This window comes from Chitinophaga sp. W2I13 (assembly GCF_050434005.1).
Lineage (GTDB): Bacteria > Bacteroidota > Bacteroidia > Chitinophagales > Chitinophagaceae > Chitinophaga.
Genome location: NZ_JBNPWD010000001.1, coordinates 6,775,917 through 6,796,373 on the forward strand (window position 1 = coordinate 6,775,917; position 20,457 = coordinate 6,796,373).

Genomic DNA, 20,457 nt, shown 5'->3' on the forward strand with positions numbered 1-20,457 from the left:
AGGATAACAGCAAGCCTCCGCAAGCCGTTACCCTATTTATTTTCAGGCATCAAATTATATCTATTTATAATTCGAAAATCCTCTTCATCTATATGTACAATTACCCCTTCTTTTTATAGTTTACTTCATACAGATCCCGCCGGATATCTTTTTTAGTTTGCACGCTTCCAAAAGCGTGTAATTCTTTCAATAATACCAGGTCCACATCCGCGATAACCACCATTTCGGTGTTTGGCGTTGATTCTGCCTTAATGCCTGTTACCGGAAAAGCAAAATCTGATGGGGTAAATACACAGGATTGCGCATATTGCAGGTCCATATTATTTACCTTCGGCAAATTCCCGATACAGCCGGCGATGGCCACATAGCACTCATTTTCAACGGCTCTGGCCTGCGCGCAGAACCGTACCCGGTTATAGGCATGCTGCGTATCTGTCATGAAAGGCACAAACAGGATCTGCATACCTTGTTCTGCCAGGATACGGGACGGTTCCGGGAACTCCACGTCATAGCATGGATGCCAGATCTGGATGCCGATTTTACCGCAATCTGTATCAAACACTTTAATATCGCTTCCTCCCTTAATTCCCCAGGCAGCTACCTCGCCGGGTGTGGGATGGATCTTAATATACTGCTCGTAGGTACCATCCCGGCGGCAGAGGTAGGAAATATTATACAGTACCTCATCGATCACAATCGGCATACTGCCCGAAATGATATTAACATTATAAGCTACCGCATGCTGCTGGAATATTTCCCTTAACTGCTGCGTGTATTGGGCTACTCCCCTGATAGCTCCTGCCGGGTCCATCTGGTTGAACTCTTTCATCAACGGAGAGTTAAAGAGTTCCGGGAAAACAACAAAGTCGGATCCATAGTCGCTTACTGCATCGATAAAATACTCCACCTGTTGCAGGAAACCTTCAAGACTGCCATAATCCCGCATCTGCCACTGCACTAGTCCTATGCGTACGGTTGATTTGTTATAGCGGATGGTATCCAGGTCCTTTTCGTAATAGATATTAAACCACTGCAGCAACGTCGCAAAGCCTTTCGAAGCCTCATCGTTAGGCAGGTAGTTTTTAAGGATCTTCTTTACCGTGAAATCATTTGAAAACTGGAATGTGAGGGTGGGATCATAAATTTCCCGGTCCTGCACTTTCTCGATATACTCCCTGGGCGACATCCGGTCGGAGAACTTTTCAAAATTAGGTATACGTCCGCCGGCCACGATCCCCTGCAGGTTCAGTTGTTCGCAGAGATTTTTACGGGCGTCATATAAGCGGCGGGCCAGTCGCTTACCGCGATAATCGGGATGTACGAACACCTCGATCCCATAAAGTGTATCGCCTTTTGGATTATGCGTATTAAACGTATAGTAACCGGTGATCTGTTCATAAGTATGACTATCACCAAATTTCTCATAGTCCACTATAATGGCCAGTGCGCACCCCACTACCTTGTCATTTACCGTCACTGCGATCTGCCCTTCCGGGAAAAGTGTGATCAGTCGCCGTATGGTTGGCTCCCGCCAATAGCTGCCGGCCATATCGGCATAGGCAGACACCATGGATTCTTTAAGATCCAGGTAATCCTCAACGGTCAATGTTCTTATTTCTACTGTTTCTGACATAGCCTCTTTTTCTGTTTTTAAAGAACGATTCTTATTCTAATACTCCAATAATATCGATTTTTTTTATTTACTTTGCATTTAGAGCTAAGAAGTTCAATATTTAACCATCCCCAACGGCAGACCTGCACATATTAATTCAATAAACCGATATACATCATCTACACTTTGCTACTGTGCCTTTAATTCAAAACAGAGATATCGTTGTAATAGGGCTGCAACAATGGTACACTACTATTGGAAGCAACTGTAAAAATATTGCGCGGGAATTTGCCCGGCATAACAGGGTATTATATATTAACGCTCCGCTGGACAGGAATACCCTTATGACCGGGAAGGAAGATCCGCATGTGCAATACCAGCTGAATGCTATTCAGAAAAAGGTACCTGCCATCGTGCCGATCAGTGACAACCTCTGGAACTACTACCCTTCTGCTATCCTCGAATCTATTAACTGGCTGCCTTTCACCCCTTTATTCTCCTGGTTTAACAAGCGGAATAACAGAAAGTTTGCAGACAGTATTATGGATGCTGTCAAGGAAATGAATTTCAAAGACATCATTCTATTTAATGATAATGATATATTCCGCGGCTTCTACCTCAAGGAAATGCTGCAGCCTTCCAGTTATGTATATTATAGCAGGGACTACCTGCTGGGCGTGCCTTACTGGAAAAAGCACGGGCTGCGGCTTGAACCGCAGCACATTGCCAAGGCCGATGCCGCAGTAGCCAATTCATTATACCTCAAGGAAATGCTGCAGCAGTACAACCCTTCCAGCTATTATGTGGGACAGGGATGTGACCTCCGGCTGTTCAATGCGGCAGATAAACATCCGGTTCCGGATGATGTGCCAACAGGACAGGGACCGGTTATTGGTTATGTGGGGGCGCTTAAATCACTGCGACTGGATATTTCCGTTTTGGTAAAGATAGCCAGCGAACGGCCGGAATGGAAGTTGGTGCTGGTTGGCCCGGAAGATGATGACTTCAAAGCGTCAGCGCTTCATCAGCTACCCAATGTTTATTTTACGGGGCATAAGGACTTATCGCAGCTTCCTGCCTATGTGCAGTCCTTTGATGTGTGTCTTAATCCACAAGTCATCAATGAAGTCACGGCAGGCAATTACCCGTTGAAAATCGACGAATATCTTGCTATGGGTAAGCCGGTGGTAGCAACCGCTACTAAAACCATGGAACTGTTCAGGGATTATGTTTACCTGGCGCCTTCACCGGACGATTATGTTCCATTGATTGAAAAAGCTTTATCAGATAACGCAGATCCGGGGCTGGCCGCTGAGCGTATCCGCTTTGCAGGCACACATACCTGGGAGAATTCCGTTGCGGCCATTTACCAGGCGATCTTAAATTCCAGTGGTAATTGATTATGAGTATAAAAGACAAACTGAAACAACACCCGGGGCTGAAGAAACTGGCTTTATACCTGCTGATGCCCAAGCATCAGGCCCGTCCACGCCTGTGGGTGCGGTTGTTTATCAATCCCTTCCTCCATAAAAAAGGAAAAGGCTCCCTGATAAGAAGGCGGACACGGATGGATGTGTTGCCATTTAACACTTTTACTCTCGGAAACTACTCCACCATAGAAGACTTTGCCACCGTAAATAATGGAATGGGCGCGGTAATTATTGGCGACCATGTAAGGATCGGGATAGGCAATGTGCTGATTGGCCCGGTTCGTATAGGCGACAATGTTATATTGGCGCAGAACATTGTATTATCAGGTTTGAATCATGGGTACAAAGATCCCGATGTTCCGATTGCGTTGCAGCCCTGCACCGTTGGAGAAATTGTTGTAGAAGCAGATTGCTGGATTGGCGCCAACAGCGTTATTACCGCAGGCGTAACCATCGGCCGCCATTCTGTAGTGGCGGGCGGCAGTGTGGTTACCAAAGACGTTCCTCCTTTTACAATAGTGGCCGGCAACCCTGCCCGCCCTATCCGTCAATATCAGTTATCCAGTGGTACCTGGGAAAAAATCTAGTTGCTTACTTTTATAAAACGGCCTTTCTTATTGTAGCTGCTGTCTTCCGACTTCACATCTATAATGAAATGTCCGTTTGATAAATTGCTGATGTTCACTTCTGTCTGGAATGAATCAGGCGTGGTGTATCTCAGCTGTTGCTGCATGCGGCCATTCATGTCGAAAATCCTCACCTGCAAAGGCGTTGCACCGCTCCGCACGATCCGTAACCGGATGTATTGTGTGGCCGGATTCGGGAATATACCCAATGAGTCTTCCTCATGTGTGATAATATCGTTGCCCAGTACGGTTAAGGTAAAGCTGCTGGTAGCCGTACCGCCCCTGTCATCCGTCACAGTAAGTTTGAATTCGTATTTGCCGGCATGGAGGCCGTTGATCAGTGTTTGTACCTGGTCAGGGCTTTTTAAATTGGCGGTGGCGGGTCCTTCTACCTGTGTCCATTCATACTTCACAATATTACCATCAGGATCATAAGATGAACTGCCATCTGCAATGAACGAATTCATTGGCTGCTGAATGCTCCTATCACCCTGTGTTTGGGCTACCGGCGCTTTATTTTCCAAAGGCAGTACCGTGATACTTACTGAAGAAGAATTGGTGGCGCCATTGTTATCGGTGACCGTCAGCCGGAACGTATAAGTTCCCGCCAGCAGGTTGGTGACATTTGTTTTGGCGGCATTGGTCGCAGAAAGATTCCCTCCTGCAGGACCTGCGGTTTTCTCCCAGAGCCAGGTAACGATTTGTCCGTCGGCATCTGTGGAGGCGCTGCCATCCAGGGCTGCGCTGCTTACCGGTAGCTGGATCTGTATATCATTTCCGGCAACGGCCACCGGTGGATTATTCACCGGCGCTGCGGTTACTGTAATGCTCACAGTGGCATTGCTGGTAGCGCCATCGTTATCAGTGACTGTCAGCCGGAACGTATAAGTTCCCGCCTGCAGGTTGGTGACATTTGTTTTGGCTGCGTTAGCGGCGGAAAGATTTCCTCCCGCAGGACCGGCAGTTTTTTCCCATAGCCAGGTAACGATTTGTCCGTCGGCATCTGTGGAGGCGCTGCCATCCAGGGCTGCGCTGCTTACCGGTAACTGGATCTGTATATCATTCCCTGCAACGGCCACCGGTGGATTATTCACCGGCGCTGCGGTTACTGTAATGTTCACAGTGGCATTGCTGGTAGCGCCATCGTTATCGGTGACTGTCAGCCGGAACGTATAAGTTCCCGCCTGCAGGTTGGTGACATTTGTTTTTGCAGCGTTGGTAGCTGAAAGATTTCCTCCCACAGGGCCAGCGGTTTTCTCCCATAGCCAGGTAACGATTTGCCCGTCGGCATCTGTGGAGGCGCTGCCATCCAGGGCTGCGCTGCTTACCGGTAACTGGATAGCTATGTCATTGCCCGCATCTGCTACCGGCGACAGATTGGGCGCTGCTGCCAGTACCAGGATGGTTACGGTGGCTGTGGCAGTGGCGTTATTATTATCAGTAACCGTTAACTGGTAGGTATAGGTACCGGCAGACAGGTTGCTCACCGTTGTTTTGGATGCGCCGGCGCTTGCCAGGTCTCCGCCAGCCGGGCCGGTGGTTTTCTGCCATGACCAGTTCACGATTTGTCCGTCGCTGTCAGTGGAACTACTGCCGTCGAGCGCACTCGTGTTTACCGGCAACTGGATCTGTATATTTTTCCCGGCATAAGCTACTGGTGGTTTATTAGCAGCAGCGGTTACGGTAACATTTACGGTGGCCGTATCCTTTGCACCGGTGTTGTCTGTGATAATGAGACGGTAAGTGTAAGTACCCGCCAACAGGTTGGCTACATTTGTTTTGGCGGCATTGGCGGCGGAAAGATCGCCCCCGGCAGGACCGGCGGTTTTTGTCCAGGACCAGGTGGTTATTTGTCCGTCGGCATCCGCAGAGGCGCTGCCGTCCAGTGATGCACTGTTTACGGGCAACTGTACCTGGATATTACTTCCGGCATTGGCCACCGGCGGTTTATTAGCCGCGGCGGTTACGGTGACATTAACGGTGGCCGTATCCTTGGCGCCGGTGTTATCTGTGATGATGAGACGGTAAGTATAAGTGCCTGCCACCAGGTTGGCTACATTTGTTTTAGCGGCATTGGCAGCGGAAAGATCGCCCCCGGCAGGACCGGCGGTTTTCGTCCAGGCCCAGGTGGTTATTTGTCCGTCGGCATCCATAGAGGCGCTGCCGTCCAGTGATGCACTGTTTACGGGCAACTGTACCTGGATATTACTTCCGGCATTGGCCACCGGTGGCTTATTAGCAGCGGGTTTCACGGTAACCGTGATGCTGTCGCTATCTGTCAGCCCCTTATCGTCTGTGACGGTCAAAGCATATACATAGGTTCCCTGTGTAAGTCCCGTTACATTTGTTTTAATGACGTTCGGGCTCACAATGGTGCCGGCGGTGGGACCACTGATCTTCTTCCACGCATAGCTTTGAATGGTGCTGCCGCCTGAAGCGGCCGATGATGCGCCGTCCAGGGTTACATAATCTATTGGTAAGGTAATGGTAAGGTCACCACCTGCATTTGAAACGGGTGGTGAAGTGGTACCGGTTTTCAACTCAAAAGCACCCACATCGTATTTGCTCTGCTGTGGACGGGCGGTATTGTCGAAATCTGTTTTCAGGGAAAAGTCAGCCATATCCCTGCCGGTGTTTACCGCTGTTGAAGTAGATGTCAGCCGGTAGTTTTTCGCAGCTCCGTCCACAAATTTGGCGGAGGCCACATCTGTATAACAAAGATTGTTGCTGGCGGTCAGCTTAATAGGCTGGTCTCCTTTAATATACATTCCCTTTGAAGGATAATCGTAGGCTGTTCCTGTTTCCACCAGCAGGTTATTATACACCTGGTGCCCGATGGGTGTCTGGTAGGCAAATATCTTTATACCGTTCTTACCTGCATCTGTATTAACAATGGTATTATTGTAGATGATGGCAGCGGGAGGAGGAAAAACATCCAGAGTGGTGTTTTCCGGAATCTTATCTGCCACGTTGATTCCTTCATAAAAAATATCAGAGATCACATTGTTATATATTTCGCTTACGCCCGAACCGAAAACCGTAACACCTGGCATATAGCCAGTGGTGATGGTGTTATTATAAACTTTCAGGGCGGAACCGGAACCAATCAGGATTCCGTAACCATGTGCAGAGTTCTTTGAAGTGGCATAATTTACCAACCGGTTATTGAATACGCGGTTGTCACCATTCTTGGCCATGGAGATCTGTAATCCGTCGCTGCCAATATTTTCCAGGTCATTGTCGTATACCCAGAGGTTTTCAATCCAGTGCGACTTCATATCAACGCAGGTACCTTCTGTCCAGTAGTAATGCGTGTTACCGATATAAAAACCTTCACCGGTCGAGTTGCGGCATTTTAATGTGATGGAGTTTCACATTCTTCATTACAAAGTTGCCTTCGAGGTATTGAGGCTGCGCACAGGTTTGCAGGGTTTTTGCCTGTAACAGGATGTTACCATCGTGGATATAGACATTATGCACATCAAAATCGGAGGCGCCCATACCCAGTGTAAGACCGAATATTTTAAGGCCTGTTATATTTGTACCATTCAGGTCAAATCCAAATTCATAATTTTTATCTCCGCTCCCGCTTATCTCTACAAACCGGCAGGTTGGCGCATTGAATACGGCTGCAGTTCCCTGGTTCTTTACGCCCAGCTTTACCTGTCCGCCACAGTTGATGATAACAATAGGTTTCGCTGCAGTTCCCGTCAGGTTGCCGAGATGCAGGTATTCATATTCTCCGGCCGGAATACATAATGTGTCACCGGGATTTACGTTAAATGTTTTCATTGCGTCCGGATAATAAATTTCTGCACGTCCGTTGGCGGTGTTGCTCATTGGTACAACAATACGTTTCCCTCCTGTAACGGGTGGCGGCGTGGTGGGTACTGTTCCACCCTGCGTATACTGCAGCATCCACTCATACATATTTTTGCCATCTTCCTTTGTGGCGGGATCGTAAGCCCTGGTCCACGCATCGTGGGAAGCGACGCTGTAAATAGAAAGTTTTGCCAGCGGATTGGGGGCCGGCACGGTGGCATTAATATATTTTACCCAGTTTTTTGAATAGTCGGAAGGCACTGTTGGATCAGCGTCGTTATGAAAAGCCCATACCGGTGTATTATTTGAAGCCACTACCGCAGCATAGGCGGTGGTGGGTGGATACATGCCGCAAACAACAGCTGCTGCTGCAAAAGCCTTGGCCTTGGTTTTATCTTCACAGAGCGTGCCCCACGTTAGTCCACCTCCCATGCTCAGGCCTGTGATATAAATGCGGGAAGGATCGATATCATATTTTGTAAGAAGATAATTTTTAAACAGCGTCACATCTCCGGAACCCGGCCAGGTGTTAAACTGGGGGGATATCACTATAAATGAAAAAGTTTGATTGTTTACGGTGAAGGTGGTGGGAAATTTCCCATCGTTGATTACCCGTGGGAGACCATTTCTGAGTACTGCAGATAACGGAGAGCCATAGCTGGCCAGTTCTCCGTTGCCATGAAAGAAAATAATCAGGGGATATTTCTTTCCACTCCCGGGTGTATAGCCGGCGGGAAGATATTCATAGAAGCCTTTGATATTGGACATCGTAGGATCACTAAACGAACGCGCTGTCTGAACCTGGCTGAAAACAGGGACCGACCCAAAACAGGATATTAATAATATAACAGCGCCTAGCCTATAAATACCGCGGCAAAAAAATTGCCTTAGCAATAGCAGATGGTTTATCATATAAATATATGGCTTGTGCAATTGGTTTTTAAAAGTCTATCCTCATAGTCAATACTTAAAAGTTCCCGGAAAAAGGGGTTTTTATTATTGCAAAGAAAGCTTTTTTTTAATTCACATAATGAAAAAAATTAACATATATCATTACAATAAATAAAGTATAAATATTTTATATCTATATTTATTTGTTTATTTTCAATCTATCTCTCCTTGCGATGCTATTTATTCTAAATAAAAAAACTACCTTTGTTATTCTGAGCATCGAATATTCCTCTTTTTTTTAGCCTCATCCTGTAAAAGACCATTGTTTTTCATACAATTTGAATGTAATTAATGGTTCATGGCATTTAAACTTTTAGCTGTTGTTCGTAACAGGCATTTCCATTCCCTTCTAGGAAACGTCATAATGGCTTTTTTCAACGTACTTTCCTTTGCATTACTGGTGAGGATGCTTTCCCTGAGCGCCTTTGGTGAATGGGTGTTATTTCTGGCCACTTACAATATCCTGGATCAGATACGCACCGCCATGCTGCAATCCGGCATTATTAAGTTCAGCGCAGGAACAGACATTGCTGTTACCAGGCAGGTTACCGGGGCTGCCTGGTACATTTCCCTGGTACTCACTATCTCTTTTATCCTGCTGTCCTTCCTGGTATACGCTGTTGCTTATCCCTATTTCAGCGCCACCTGGCACTTCTTCCTGGGATGGCTCGGAGTCATGACTTTATTTTCACTGCCTTTTAACTTTGCCACCTGGGTATTACAGGCTGCGCACAGGTTTGATAAAATTGTACAGATACGTATGCTGCAAAACGGGTCCTTCCTGGTTTTACTCGGCGGCCTGTTCCTGATGAAACAGGTAACACTTCACAACGTATTGTATACCTATTCATTATCGCTGCTGATCACCAGCATTTATTGCATGATATTCCGGTGGACAGCTTTAACAACGATGGCTGCCAGAACGAAAGTCCAGGTAAAAGAACTGTACCATTACGGGCGGCTGATAGTAGGCAGTATGGTTTCTTCTGCTTTTCTGAATTATTCCGATAACCTGGTACTCAGAACAATGCTCAATCCTGCGGCCGTAGCGGTTTACAGTATTCCCCAGAAATTCATGGAGGTAATTGAAATTATATTGAGAAGTTTTGTAGCCACCTCACAGCCCACTATTTCTGCCGCTGCCAACCGGAACGACTGGAAAGAAGTATCCCGTGCCTTTTGCAGGTATACCGGTACGGTTACCATTCTCATTCTTCCTTTTGTGGTAGGATTGCTGCTCTTTACCAAACCCCTGATCCTTTTGCTGGCCGCCAAAGCCTATTTGCCGGCCACAGATATTGTACGGATATTCCTGTTCTCGGCTATCCTCTATCCTATCGACCGCTTTATTGGGGTTACACTGGATATGATCAACAAACCGCTGATCAACTTCTACAAAAATCTCATTAAACTGATCCTGAATATTGTGCTGGATATCACGCTGGTATTGCTTTTTGCAGATATCCGTGCGGTGGCTGTTGCTTCTTCCCTGAACCTTTTATTTGCGGTCATCTTCGGATATATTTTCCTGCGGCGTTATCTTCCCGCAGTGAACCTGAAAAGTATATGGCACTACGGCTGGTTTGAATGCAAAATATTATTGTCAAAAATAAAACTGTTCCGTTTACAGTATAAATAATCTTCAGTTTATGAAACTCGCTTTTATTATACTGAGTCATAAAAACCCGGCGCAACTATGCCGGTTGCTGAACAGGCTGCAACACCCTGCCATTGATTGTTATATACACCTCGATGCCAAATCTGATATCAATGACTGGCAGGAGGCGATGAATATGCCGCAGGTATACTTTATTGAAAAACGGGTAAATGTTACCTGGGCGGGATATGGAACCATACAGGCAGCATTGAACGGAATCGAATTTATTGCCGGCTCAGGCAGTCAATATGGCTTTATTCATCTCATCAGTGCACAGGATTATCCGCTTACGGATATGAATATGTTCTATGATTTTTTCAGCAACCGCGCAGGACAACAATTCCTGGATCTGCTACCTGCGGATGAACTGAAAAAGATGATGCCCAAAATTACCTCCTATCATTTTGAAGATCTCCGCCTGCCGGGGAAATACAGGATCACGGCATGGATCAATAAAATATTGCCCCACAGGCGTCACCCCCTGAACCTGGAAGTGTATGGAGGATCGCTCTGGTGGAGCCTCACACAGGAATGTGCCACCTGGTGCCTGCGGTATATCCAGGATCACCCGGAGATTGAGCGTTTTTACAAATATACCTGGGGAGGGGATGAATTCATTTTCCAAACCATTATTATGAACGGGCCCTTTAAGAACAGCGTACAAAATAACTACCAGCGGTATATAGACTGGTCCGAAGGACATGCGCATCCCAAAACGTTTACCATGAGCGACCTTTCTGCTATACTACGGTCGGGTAAATTACTGGCCCGTAAATTTGATATGGATAAAACGCCGGAACTACTGGATAAAATAGATGCGGCGGCCAACCGCCTGTAAAAAGAGAAGGCCGATCACCGTGATCAGCCTTTCTCTATTTGTACCAACATTCAAAAATCAACCGGCACTTTTTCTCCATAAGGTGTTAAAGCCACCGGTAAAATTGTACGGCAATATTTCTGCTACCTGGCAATCGAGTGTTTGCAGGAATTTAAGGCGCTTTGTCAACAGGGAAAAAGGAAATACATCTTCCACAAAATTCGTTTTCGCAAACCTTACAATTTTGAAATCACTCGCCTGCGCCAGATCCTGTAAGTCTTTACGCGTAAAGAACTGCACGTGATCCAGGTTATCTGCCTGGGATTGTGCAGTGGTACCTTTAAACCCTAGTGCACTTTTTACTTTATTAATGTTCTTCCACAAAACGGGGTTATTGCGCGCTTTGAGCATGGGTCTTGTTACACACAATTCCCTGGGGCCATTACCATTGGGAACCGTTACAACCAATAATCCATCGTCTTTCAGTGATGCGTGGATGGTGTTCAGCAGCAGCCCCGGGTGATCCAGGTGCTCCAGTACTTCGCTGCATATTACGGCATCATACGTTTCGCCCTGGGCAGTTAGCGCTTCCGCGCTGATGGCTGCAAACTTCACATTAGGATAAGTGTTGCGCTGTTGGGCAACGGCAATGGTTTTCTCGCTGATATCTATCCCCAGCACTTCATAGCCAAACTGTCCGAGATGCCGGCTGATAACGCCATTACCACATCCTACATCCAATACACGTCCCCCATCCGGAATGTTGCTTTTCAGACTATCCGTTATAAAGTTGAGTCTTTTTATATCGGTGATCCGATCATATTCGTAGGTGATTACGGTGTTTGTCATATTGAAATTGATAAAATGTTATTATTTACAAAGCTGTTGATATACAGCCGCAATTTTTTCTGTCATGCCGGCCACATTGAAATTCGCCGCAATGGCCGCTTTAGCATTACTTTGCAATGTAGCCCTCAGGGTATTATCCTTTGCCACCCTCACAATGGCCTCAGCCAATGCCGCGGGATTAGCTGATGGCACCAGCAGTCCGTTCTCTCCGTCTTTCACCGCTTCTTTGGTACCGTCAACATCGCTGGCAATAACGGCTTTCCCCATTGCCATGGCCTCTAATACGCCGATAGGAAAGCCTTCCCATAAAGAGGGCAGGCAGTAAATATCCGCTGCATGCAGCACTGCGGGTACATCCTGGCGGAAGCCGGCGAAAGTTACCTGCTTTTCCACGCCTGCTTCCGCAGCGGCGCTTACCGCAGCATCCATCAGTTCTCCATCTCCTATCATCAGCAAATGCAGCTGCGGCACTTGTTGCAGCGCTCCCGCAAAACCCCTGATCATACATACCGGGTCTTTTTGATAGGTCATGCGCGCTATAAAACAAACCAGGAGTTTATCTTCCGGTATGCCATATTCCACGCGCAAGTCCGGGTAAGACTGATCGGGATTAAACTTCTGCAGGTTCACCCCATTTCGAACCACAATACCGGTAAAATCTTTAAATGCTTTGACACCGGTTTGCCGGTTGGATTCCGACACACAGATATTCACCTGAGTTTTACCGGTAATAAACCTCTCAGCTGCAATACGCAGACGTTTGGCCAGTGGATGCAGTCCGTCATGAAAAGACCAGCCATGAATGGTATATACCACCGGTAAACCCAGGCGGCGTGCGGCCCACAACACATTTGTGTTTGCGCGGGTACCATGCACATGCACAATATCTATCCGCTGGTCCTGCATGAATTTTTTTACTTTTTTCCAGACGCTGATATCAAATGCTTTCTCACTTTCGATTACAAAGACGGGAATATCCATTTTCTGTAAAGCCGTTATCATAGGGCCTTCTGTGAAAGAAAGCACGATGGGATCAAACGCGGATTTATCCAGCGAGGCTACCAGGTCCAGTACATGACTCTCTCCCCCGCCAATTTTACCCTGGCGGATGGTTTCAAGTACCCGTGTTTTACCATTTGTTTTGCCCATACTATAACTTTTCTATCCAGCGACTATACCACAACTGGAAAACCAGCATATTCCATAACTTCTGGTGACTCACCTTTCCTCCGGACAAATAAGTTTCCAACAGCTGCTCCACATGAGGCACATTGAAAAGCCCTGATTTTGCGAGGCGCTCACCTGACAGATAATACTGCATCTGTTCTTTCAGCTCGTCCTTAAACCATTCCTGCAAAGGAGCAATGAAAGGTCTTTTCGGACGTTCCATCAGGGTTTTGGGAATGTATTTATGTACAATGGTTTTCAATATATATTTATTGATACCATCCTTTACTTTAAGACCAGCAGGCACTTTTGCAAGGAACTCCACCAAACGGTGATCCAGCATAGGTTCCCGTCCCTCAATGCTCACCGACATCGTGGCCCTGTCCACCTTTACCAGGTTGTTATCTACCAGGAAAGTTTTATAGTCCACTGCCAGCAACCTGTTCAGGGGATCATTCATATTATCCAGCTCCCCGTTCATATCGAAGTTGGTTTTATAACCATCTGCTGGTACGGCGGTATAATAATTAACTTCATTTTCTGTCAGGTACTGGCTGATATATTTTAGGGCGTGCTGCGGTTTACCGCTGGCCCATATCAGTTTCATTTTTTCGTACCGGGACGCGAAGTTATATTGCTTGTTAAAGTAAGGGATAATTTCCGGCGATACCACAGACATGGCGGCGCTAAGCGTGCGCTGTAAGGGCTTTGGGAAACTCCCGGTATAGCGGAGCGACTGGTTAAACTTGTTATACCCCGCAAATACTTCGTCGCCTCCATCAGCAGAGAGGACCACTTTTACTTCTTTACTGGCAAACCTGCTGACCAACGTAGTGGGTACGGTGGAATTATCTGCAAATGGTTCATCATATATTTCCGGTAAGTGATGCAACACGTCTTTCGCATCGTTGGCTCCTACTATCCATTCGTAGTGCTCGGTGCCCAGGTGCATCGCTATTTTCTTCGCTTCTTTTGATTCGTCCCACTGCGGCTCCTTATACCCAATGGTGAAGGTTTTGATGCGGCTGGAAGTATTGGACTGCAGCAGTGCCGCAACGCTGGCACTATCGTATCCCCCGCTTAAGAAAACGCCCACCGGCACATCAGATACCATGCGGTAACTGTAAGCGCTATGCATCAGTTCCTCTGTATGCTTGATGACATCATGCTCAGATAATCCTGTAAGCGGCTGACGGTAGGCATCCAGTACATTCCAGTATTGGACTTCCCGGATAGCAGCGTCGCGGAGCGATAATTTAAGGAGATGCCCCGGTTTCAGCTTATGGGTATTCTTGTAAATAGTGTACGGCGCCGGAATGTAGCTGTATTGGAGGAACAGGGACAAGCTCTTCTCATCAATCTCTTTCCGGAAAGCCGGATGTTCACAAATCCCTTTTAACTCGGATGCAAAAAGCAAGGTGCGATCATGCCAGTAGTAGTATAAAGGCTTAACCCCGGCGCGATCGCGGAACAGCGTTACTTCCTCTGCGGTGCGGTCATAAATAACAAAGGCAAACATACCGATGCATTTATCCAGGATCTTTTCACCCCATTGCGCATAGCCTTTCAGCAAGACTTCAGTATCAGCACCGGAATGGAAGTGGTGACCCAGTTTTTCCAGCTCCGTGCGGATTTCTTTAAAGTTATATACCTCTCCATTGAAAATAATGGAATATTGTTCGTAGTGCATTGGCTGGTGGCCGGACTTCGAAAGATCCAGGATGGATAAACGCCGCTGACCGAGGCCAACAGATGCCTGTGGATGTTCGTACACTTCATATCCGGCGTCATTCGGGCCGCGGTGCGCCATCACATCTGTCATGCTACGCAGGATGTCTGCGTCTGATTTTTGGGTAAAATCAATAAACCCTGCTATGCCACACATATGTTATCTGGTTTAGGGTGTTTAAGATTCCAGAAAATTCCCTTCCAGAATGCATTCATATGAACTGATTCCCTTTTTAGTAAAAACTGAAGGGTATTTTTGGGAATGGTAAGAAAAGTAAAATACAGCATGAAAAACATTCTGGCTGGAAGCTTTACATTCCGGCGCATGAATAATATCCGGTTACGTGTAATATAATACGTTTTCAGCGGGCTGTTTTTTCCGGTGGTCATGGACTCCTTGTGATAGATCAGCGATTTGTACTGGTAGTATATTTTATATCCCTGGCGTTTGAATTGTTCGCACCAATCGAATTCTTCATAATACAGGAAATATACTTCCGGCATCAGGCCTACCTTTGCAAGGGCCCGGGCAGATACCATCATGGCGCCTCCGTGGGCGTAATGTGTTTCTGATACTGCATCGTACTGGCCTTTATCCTCTTCACGGCAACCAATCATACTGTTCCTTCCCGTGAGTGTATCCACTGCTTTGTACCCGGCATATTCTATGGTTCCTTTCTGAAAAAAGTAATGGAACTTGGGGCTTACCACACCGGCATCCGGATGTTTGCCAAATACTTCCAGTAAGCCTTCTATCAATCCTTCGGTAAATTCTGTATCATTATTTACCAGGAAAAGATATTCACCGGTAGCAGCTTTGATACCGAGATTATTTCCTCCTGCAAAACCCAGGTTACTTTTACTTTCAATTACGATGGCAGACGGGTACTCATTTTTTATCACCGCAACCGGGTTTTCTGCAGAGGCGTTATCCACTACAATAATCTCCAGGTTGGGGTAGCTGATCCTGTTAAGGGAGGCCATGAGTTCCGCGGTTACCTTGGCATTGTTATAATTAACAGTTATAATGGATACCAGCGGATAATATGTTTTACTTTCTGGCTGCATCTAATAAAGGATTGTCAATACCTGTTTGGGTATGAGTAGTATGTATAAAAGTTTTATCTGCACCTTTCAGGCGGAATAACAATAATATCATGATGCCGATAGCACGTGGTAACGTAACCACCGCAGTGAAAAGATATTTTGTAAAAAATTTCCCCGGGATAGGCAGCAGCAAACTCACTATATTCAATATAAACAATGCGATCCACCAGTAAACTGAAACCGGTACAAAGCGCTCCAGCAGCAATGAAAGCGCGGTACAAACCGTTAAGGCTGCCAGCAGCAGCATCCGCGGCAACAACGCATTCTGGCACACCGCAAGATTGAAATAATTGATGTCACCTTTGAATAAAGCCGACCATCCTTTACTCCAGAATGTGCGCAGGTATACCAGCTGACTGGACATCCAGCGTTTCCGCTGATTTTCAAATACGGCTGCATGCGTAATCTTTTCATCATACACATAGGCGTCTTCCAGGTATAAAATGCTGTGTCCTTTTGAGATCACCAGCAGTTGCAGCACCTTGTCAAACCCGCCGGTGGCCTGTATTTCACTAAGGATCTGTTTGATGAGCGGGTAGTGAAAGGCCATGCCTGAACCAATTACCGAAGAGGACAATCCAAGCGCATTGGCGCCTTTGCGGTAAAGGTGATTGGCGATGATTTCATTGGCTGCATCTAGGATAGCGAAAGGCGTGTTAAGGTTTTTGGCTACTCTTTGTCCCTGGATAGCGTGGTGCCCCTGCTGATAAGCGTGATTGATCTTCAAAAGAAAATCTGCTTCCAGCATATTATCTGCATCGCAGATAAGGGCCAGGTCAAAATTGTCTCCCAACCTTTCAAAAGCGGTATTCAGCGATTTAGCTTTGGTACTTTTATCAAACTTAACGGCCATTACATTTATGCCTGTTGCTGCCAGCTCTGCCATGGTCCGTGACTGCAAAGAGTCTGCGATGACTACCACTTCAAAATGCTTTGACGGGTAACGCAGGCGGTTATAACTGTTTACAGTAGATAAAATAATACTGTCTTCTTTATATGCCGGGATGAGAATGGCAATCCTCGCGTAATCAACAGTTTCCTCGTATGCAATCTTCTTTTTCCGGCTCAAACGGCCGGCTATGGCTAACAACAGATTGTACAATACACAACCGGCCAGGTAAACAAACAGTATTACTTCAATAATCGTTATCATTATACATTATCTTTTTGAACAAGCGCGAACGGCGTACTGGCCATCAGCCACATATCATACCTGAGTGAGCGTTTATGGGCATAATTGATATCCAGGTCAATCCGTTCTTTTACGGACATATCCTTCTTTCCGCGTTTACTAACCTGCCACAAACCCGTGATACCAGCCGGAGCGAGGAATCTTTCCACCCATTCGTCTGTAGTAAGTGTGGTAGCTTCATATAAAGGTAAAGGGCGGTTACCTACCAGCGACATATCTCCCTTCAGTACATTCAGCAGCTGAGGAATCTCATCTAAACTGGTATTGCGCAGGAAGCTGCCGAGTTTGGTTACCCGCGGATCATTGGATACTTTTATAAAAACCGGTCCGTCTGTCTGCCCGTCGTACTGGTTGAGGTGCTTAATTTTATCCAGTTGCTTGTCCGCATCAGGTACCATTGTACGGAATTTGTAGAATTTGAAGACGCGGTAATTTCTTCCAGCGCGCTTGGCGGCGTAGAACACCGGACCTTTGGATTCCATCCTGATCAATACGGCAATCGTCAGCAATACAGGACTCAGCAATATTAAGCCGCTGCCGGCCAGTGTTACGTCGAGCGTACGTTTCAGGAAATTGCTGTAAAATTTGCGGCTGTATAGCCGGGTACGGAGACTGCTACTTTTATATACCGGGAAGGTGCGCATGCGTTTAAACTTGCTCACGATGGCAATTTTGTTACCCAGCATATGCCATGCCTCCATTGTGATGATGTCATCAATAAATGAATGCCTGGTCACCAGCGATTTCATTTCATCAAATCCTTTTTCTGTGTATACGAAAAAAGGAATGGAGCAAAGAAACTGGTGTGTTTTAAAATAGCTGTCCCATTCAGAAAGGGCCGATTCATAGGCACTGTCGAAGCGGTAAATAATTGCCGCAGGCACTTTCTTAAAAACGTGCTGCAACTGACTGATCACTTTTTGCGCATCTTCTACGTTCTCGGTCACTATGCATCTGAACTGATCGTTTTCTGTCAGCATTCCCTTATGCGGGGCGCCAACAAAAAGCAAAATACTTTCAGCGTCCGGCATTTTGGTAAACAGGGAGCTTTTACCGGTATCTACTCCTCTGATGCTTTCTACCTGCAGTAAATTTTGAGTAAAGGTATCCATCGGTTAAAAATTAGTAGTGTATTCGTAGGTGACAATATCATTTATTATACAGCAGCAGCACTTAATTGTTTCTCAAGTATATAATCCACTTTATTTAACAATTGCATCGGGTCGAAAGGCTTTTGCAGCACTTCTCTCACACTATTATATTTTGTTGAAAGATCATTCATTTTATCGGCATAGAATCCCGAAAGTACCACTACCGGCGTATCCTGGTAGAGATAGCTGCCTGACAGATAATCCAGCAGTTCCCAGCCGTCGATATTCGGCATCTGCAGGTCGGTGATGATAAGATCCGCTTTGTTTCCTTTCAGCAGCCAGGTGATTGCCACCAGTCCATCCTGTGCGGAAACTACCGAATATTCTTTTCCTAAAACTGCCTCCAGCAAATAACGCATCGGCATACTATCGTCTATTACTAAAATTTTCTTTTTCATTTATACCTTCTTTACAAACAATTATTAAAACCGTTAATATGGGACGTGCAAATTATTTTGCAAACTCCCGAAGGCCTTTGATGGGATGTGGTCAATTATTAGTCAGGTAAATTACCTTCTGCGGTTTTAACATGGGGATATGAGAGAGGAAAGATGGTTTTTACATTTTTGCTGTTCGTTACCAGATCTGTTATCTGATGAACATGAAGCAAAAGTATTATTTTCAGGATATCATAGATACTTTTTTTGGTAAACGACTTAATTTGGAGGGTAAGTGTTGCAATTTTTACTGTAAACGGTCGGAATGATGTCAATAAAACGATATGAAACAACGATCTAATATAAAAATACAATTGCGTATGATCCAAATTATGATACTTTTGCACTGAAAACATACGTATCCCCATAAATGTATTGTCCTCTATGTCAATTTTGTCTGTGATTTTCTGGTTGAGCATTTTTATAGTATGCTATAGTTACATAGGATATGGTTTGTTGCTTTATCTTGTAATCCGCGTCAAACGGCTATTACAGGGCAAAAAAGCTGATGCGGCCGCACCTTTTGTACCCGATGTTACTTTCCTGGTAGCTGCTTATAACGAAGAAGATTTTATTGCAGAAAAGATAGCAAACAGCCTCGCAATGAATTACCCTGCGGGGAAAATACAGTTCATTTTTGTGACGGATGGATCTTCCGACAACACCAATGAGATCATTTCGCAGCATCCCCGGATCACCTTATTATATGATCCGCAGCGCAAAGGAAAAATGGCCGCGGTAAACCGGGCCATGGCAATGGTTACCACTCCCTTTGTAGTATTGTCTGATGCCAATACCCTGCTGAATCCTGCCGCCGTATCCCTGCTTATGCAGCACTTTGCAGATGACCAGGTGGGCGTGGTGGCCGGCGAAAAGAAAGTAATGGCTACTACCGGCGGTGCAGAAGCCCAGGGCGAGGGCATGTACTGGAAATATGAATCGTTACTGAAAAAATGGGATGCAGAGCTGTATAGTGTAATGGGTGCTGCCGGAGAACTGATAGCGATCCGTACTGCGCTTTATGAGCAGCCCCAGGAAGATACCATACTGGACGACTTCATGATTTCATTTAAAATAAACATGAAAGGTTACCGGGTAATGTATGAACCTGCCGCCTACGCCATGGAAACCTCTTCTGCTTCCCTCCAGGAAGAGTATAAGCGTAAAGTAAGGATCAGCGCAGGCGGATTTCAGTCGATGGGCCGGCTGCTCCCGCTGCTGAATCCTTTCAGGTATCCTAAAATTACTTGGCAGTATATCTCCCACCGGGTGCTGCGCTGGACGCTTGCGCCCTTGTCCCTGCTACTGGCCCTGGTTGCCAATATTCTTCTTATCGTGTTCAATGGTGGCCCTGTATATATAATTGCCGGTGTATTACAGCTGCTTTTCTATATGGCCGCATTTACCGGTTACGTACTTGCCCAAAAGCAGATCAAAGCGAAATACTTCTATATCCCTTTTTACTTTGTGTTTATGAACGTAGCCGTTTACATCGGTTGCATACGCTTCTTCAGGAAGCGGCAATCTGCTGTTTGGGAACGGGCACAACGGAGTATTGCCGTTCAATAATGGAGTGCCGGTTTATTTCACCCGATAAAAATTTGCGTTTACCAGCAAAAAAACGCCGTTTGCAAAAAAATTCCTTATATATAGATACAGTTATTTACTTTAGCGGTGAATATAAAAACCAATTGTAGAATCATTTTTTGTCACAAATGAGCTGAGAATACAAATGCACCATCAGTGAATTGATGATTTACCTACAGCCATTTTTCTAAGACCTCATCCTTCGATAAAGCCACGTCACCTTTGGATAAATATCCGGAGTGTATTTAATTTTTACCATCTCCTTTGAACTGCAAGTATATCCGGCTTTCCGGATCAGTGCTTGTTATACTTTTTTTTTCTGCA

The 20,457-nt window shown here is 45.9% G+C and carries 15 protein-coding genes; 5 read left to right on the forward strand and 10 right to left on the reverse strand.

The window, feature by feature from the left end; genetic code table 11:
• Window positions 1-100 precede the first annotated feature (100 nt).
• Window positions 101-1,633 carry a GNAT family N-acetyltransferase gene (locus QFZ48_RS27790; RefSeq protein WP_429064746.1) on the reverse strand — a complete coding sequence of 511 codons (1,533 nt, stop codon included), beginning with the start codon at window positions 1,631-1,633 and terminating at the stop codon, window positions 101-103.
• 173 nt (window positions 1,634-1,806) lie between these two features.
• Here QFZ48_RS27790 and QFZ48_RS27795 point away from each other — a divergent pair, with 173 nt between their 5' ends.
• Both QFZ48_RS27795 and QFZ48_RS27800 read left to right on the forward strand, forming a co-directional pair.
• Window positions 1,807-3,012 (forward strand): glycosyltransferase, encoded by a 1,206-nt coding sequence (locus tag QFZ48_RS27795; protein WP_429047742.1) that lies wholly within the window; start codon window positions 1,807-1,809, stop codon window positions 3,010-3,012.
• A 2-nt stretch (window positions 3,013-3,014) separates the two neighbouring features.
• Window positions 3,015-3,629: an acyltransferase gene (locus tag QFZ48_RS27800; protein ID WP_370910366.1), complete on the forward strand. Its 615-nt coding sequence runs from the start codon at window positions 3,015-3,017 to the stop codon at window positions 3,627-3,629.
• Here QFZ48_RS27800 and QFZ48_RS27805 read toward each other — a convergent pair.
• Complete coding sequence (locus QFZ48_RS27805; protein WP_429064748.1) at window positions 3,626-6,946, reverse strand: PKD domain-containing protein; 3,321 nt, start codon at window positions 6,944-6,946, stop codon at window positions 3,626-3,628. The two genes, QFZ48_RS27800 and QFZ48_RS27805, sit on opposite strands and share 4 nt — an antisense overlap.
• A 55-nt stretch (window positions 6,947-7,001) precedes the next feature.
• Entirely contained in the window at window positions 7,002-8,258 is a 1,257-nt protein-coding gene (locus QFZ48_RS27810; protein WP_429064750.1) for a dienelactone hydrolase family protein, read from the reverse strand.
• Window positions 8,259-8,739: 481 nt separating this feature from the next.
• Here QFZ48_RS27810 and QFZ48_RS27815 point away from each other — a divergent pair, with 481 nt between their 5' ends.
• Window positions 8,740-10,080, forward strand: coding sequence for a lipopolysaccharide biosynthesis protein (locus QFZ48_RS27815; protein WP_429047739.1), 1,341 nt, complete (start codon window positions 8,740-8,742; stop codon window positions 10,078-10,080).
• Window positions 10,081-10,090: 10 nt separating this feature from the next.
• Window positions 10,091-10,936, forward strand: coding sequence for a beta-1,6-N-acetylglucosaminyltransferase (locus QFZ48_RS27820; RefSeq protein ID WP_429064752.1), 846 nt, complete (start codon window positions 10,091-10,093; stop codon window positions 10,934-10,936).
• Window positions 10,937-10,993: 57 nt separating this feature from the next.
• On the opposite strand, the gene QFZ48_RS27825 is transcribed toward QFZ48_RS27820, so the two are convergent.
• The 7 genes from QFZ48_RS27825 to QFZ48_RS27855 are packed head-to-tail and all read right to left on the reverse strand — an operon-like array spanning window position 10,994 to window position 18,507.
• Window positions 10,994-11,764 carry a class I SAM-dependent methyltransferase gene (locus QFZ48_RS27825; RefSeq protein WP_429064754.1) on the reverse strand — a complete coding sequence of 257 codons (771 nt, stop codon included), beginning with the start codon at window positions 11,762-11,764 and terminating at the stop codon, window positions 10,994-10,996.
• 21 nt (window positions 11,765-11,785) lie between these two features.
• Window positions 11,786-12,913, reverse strand: coding sequence for a glycosyltransferase family 4 protein (locus QFZ48_RS27830; RefSeq protein ID WP_429047736.1), 1,128 nt, complete (start codon window positions 12,911-12,913; stop codon window positions 11,786-11,788).
• Window position 12,914: 1 nt separating this feature from the next.
• On the reverse strand, window positions 12,915-14,816 hold the full coding sequence (asnB, locus tag QFZ48_RS27835) for an asparagine synthase (glutamine-hydrolyzing) (RefSeq protein ID WP_370910360.1): 1,902 nt from the start codon (window positions 14,814-14,816) through the stop codon (window positions 12,915-12,917).
• A complete protein-coding gene (locus QFZ48_RS27840) occupies window positions 14,804-15,727 on the reverse strand; it encodes a glycosyltransferase family 2 protein (protein ID WP_429064756.1) in 924 nt (307 codons plus the stop codon). Before QFZ48_RS27840 ends, asnB begins: the two co-directional genes overlap by 13 nt.
• Window positions 15,711-16,919 (reverse strand): glycosyltransferase, encoded by a 1,209-nt coding sequence (locus QFZ48_RS27845; RefSeq protein ID WP_429047732.1) that lies wholly within the window; start codon window positions 16,917-16,919, stop codon window positions 15,711-15,713. The genes QFZ48_RS27840 and QFZ48_RS27845 overlap by 17 nt, the downstream gene beginning before the upstream one ends.
• Window positions 16,919-18,070 carry a sugar transferase gene (locus QFZ48_RS27850; RefSeq protein WP_370910357.1) on the reverse strand — a complete coding sequence of 384 codons (1,152 nt, stop codon included), beginning with the start codon at window positions 18,068-18,070 and terminating at the stop codon, window positions 16,919-16,921. Before QFZ48_RS27850 ends, QFZ48_RS27845 begins: the two co-directional genes overlap by 1 nt.
• A 44-nt stretch (window positions 18,071-18,114) precedes the next feature.
• Complete coding sequence (locus QFZ48_RS27855; RefSeq protein WP_370910356.1) at window positions 18,115-18,507, reverse strand: response regulator; 393 nt, start codon at window positions 18,505-18,507, stop codon at window positions 18,115-18,117.
• Window positions 18,508-18,930: 423 nt separating this feature from the next.
• Here QFZ48_RS27855 and QFZ48_RS27860 point away from each other — a divergent pair, with 423 nt between their 5' ends.
• Complete coding sequence (locus QFZ48_RS27860; RefSeq protein ID WP_429064757.1) at window positions 18,931-20,115, forward strand: glycosyltransferase family 2 protein; 1,185 nt, start codon at window positions 18,931-18,933, stop codon at window positions 20,113-20,115.
• Window positions 20,116-20,457 lie beyond the last annotated feature (342 nt).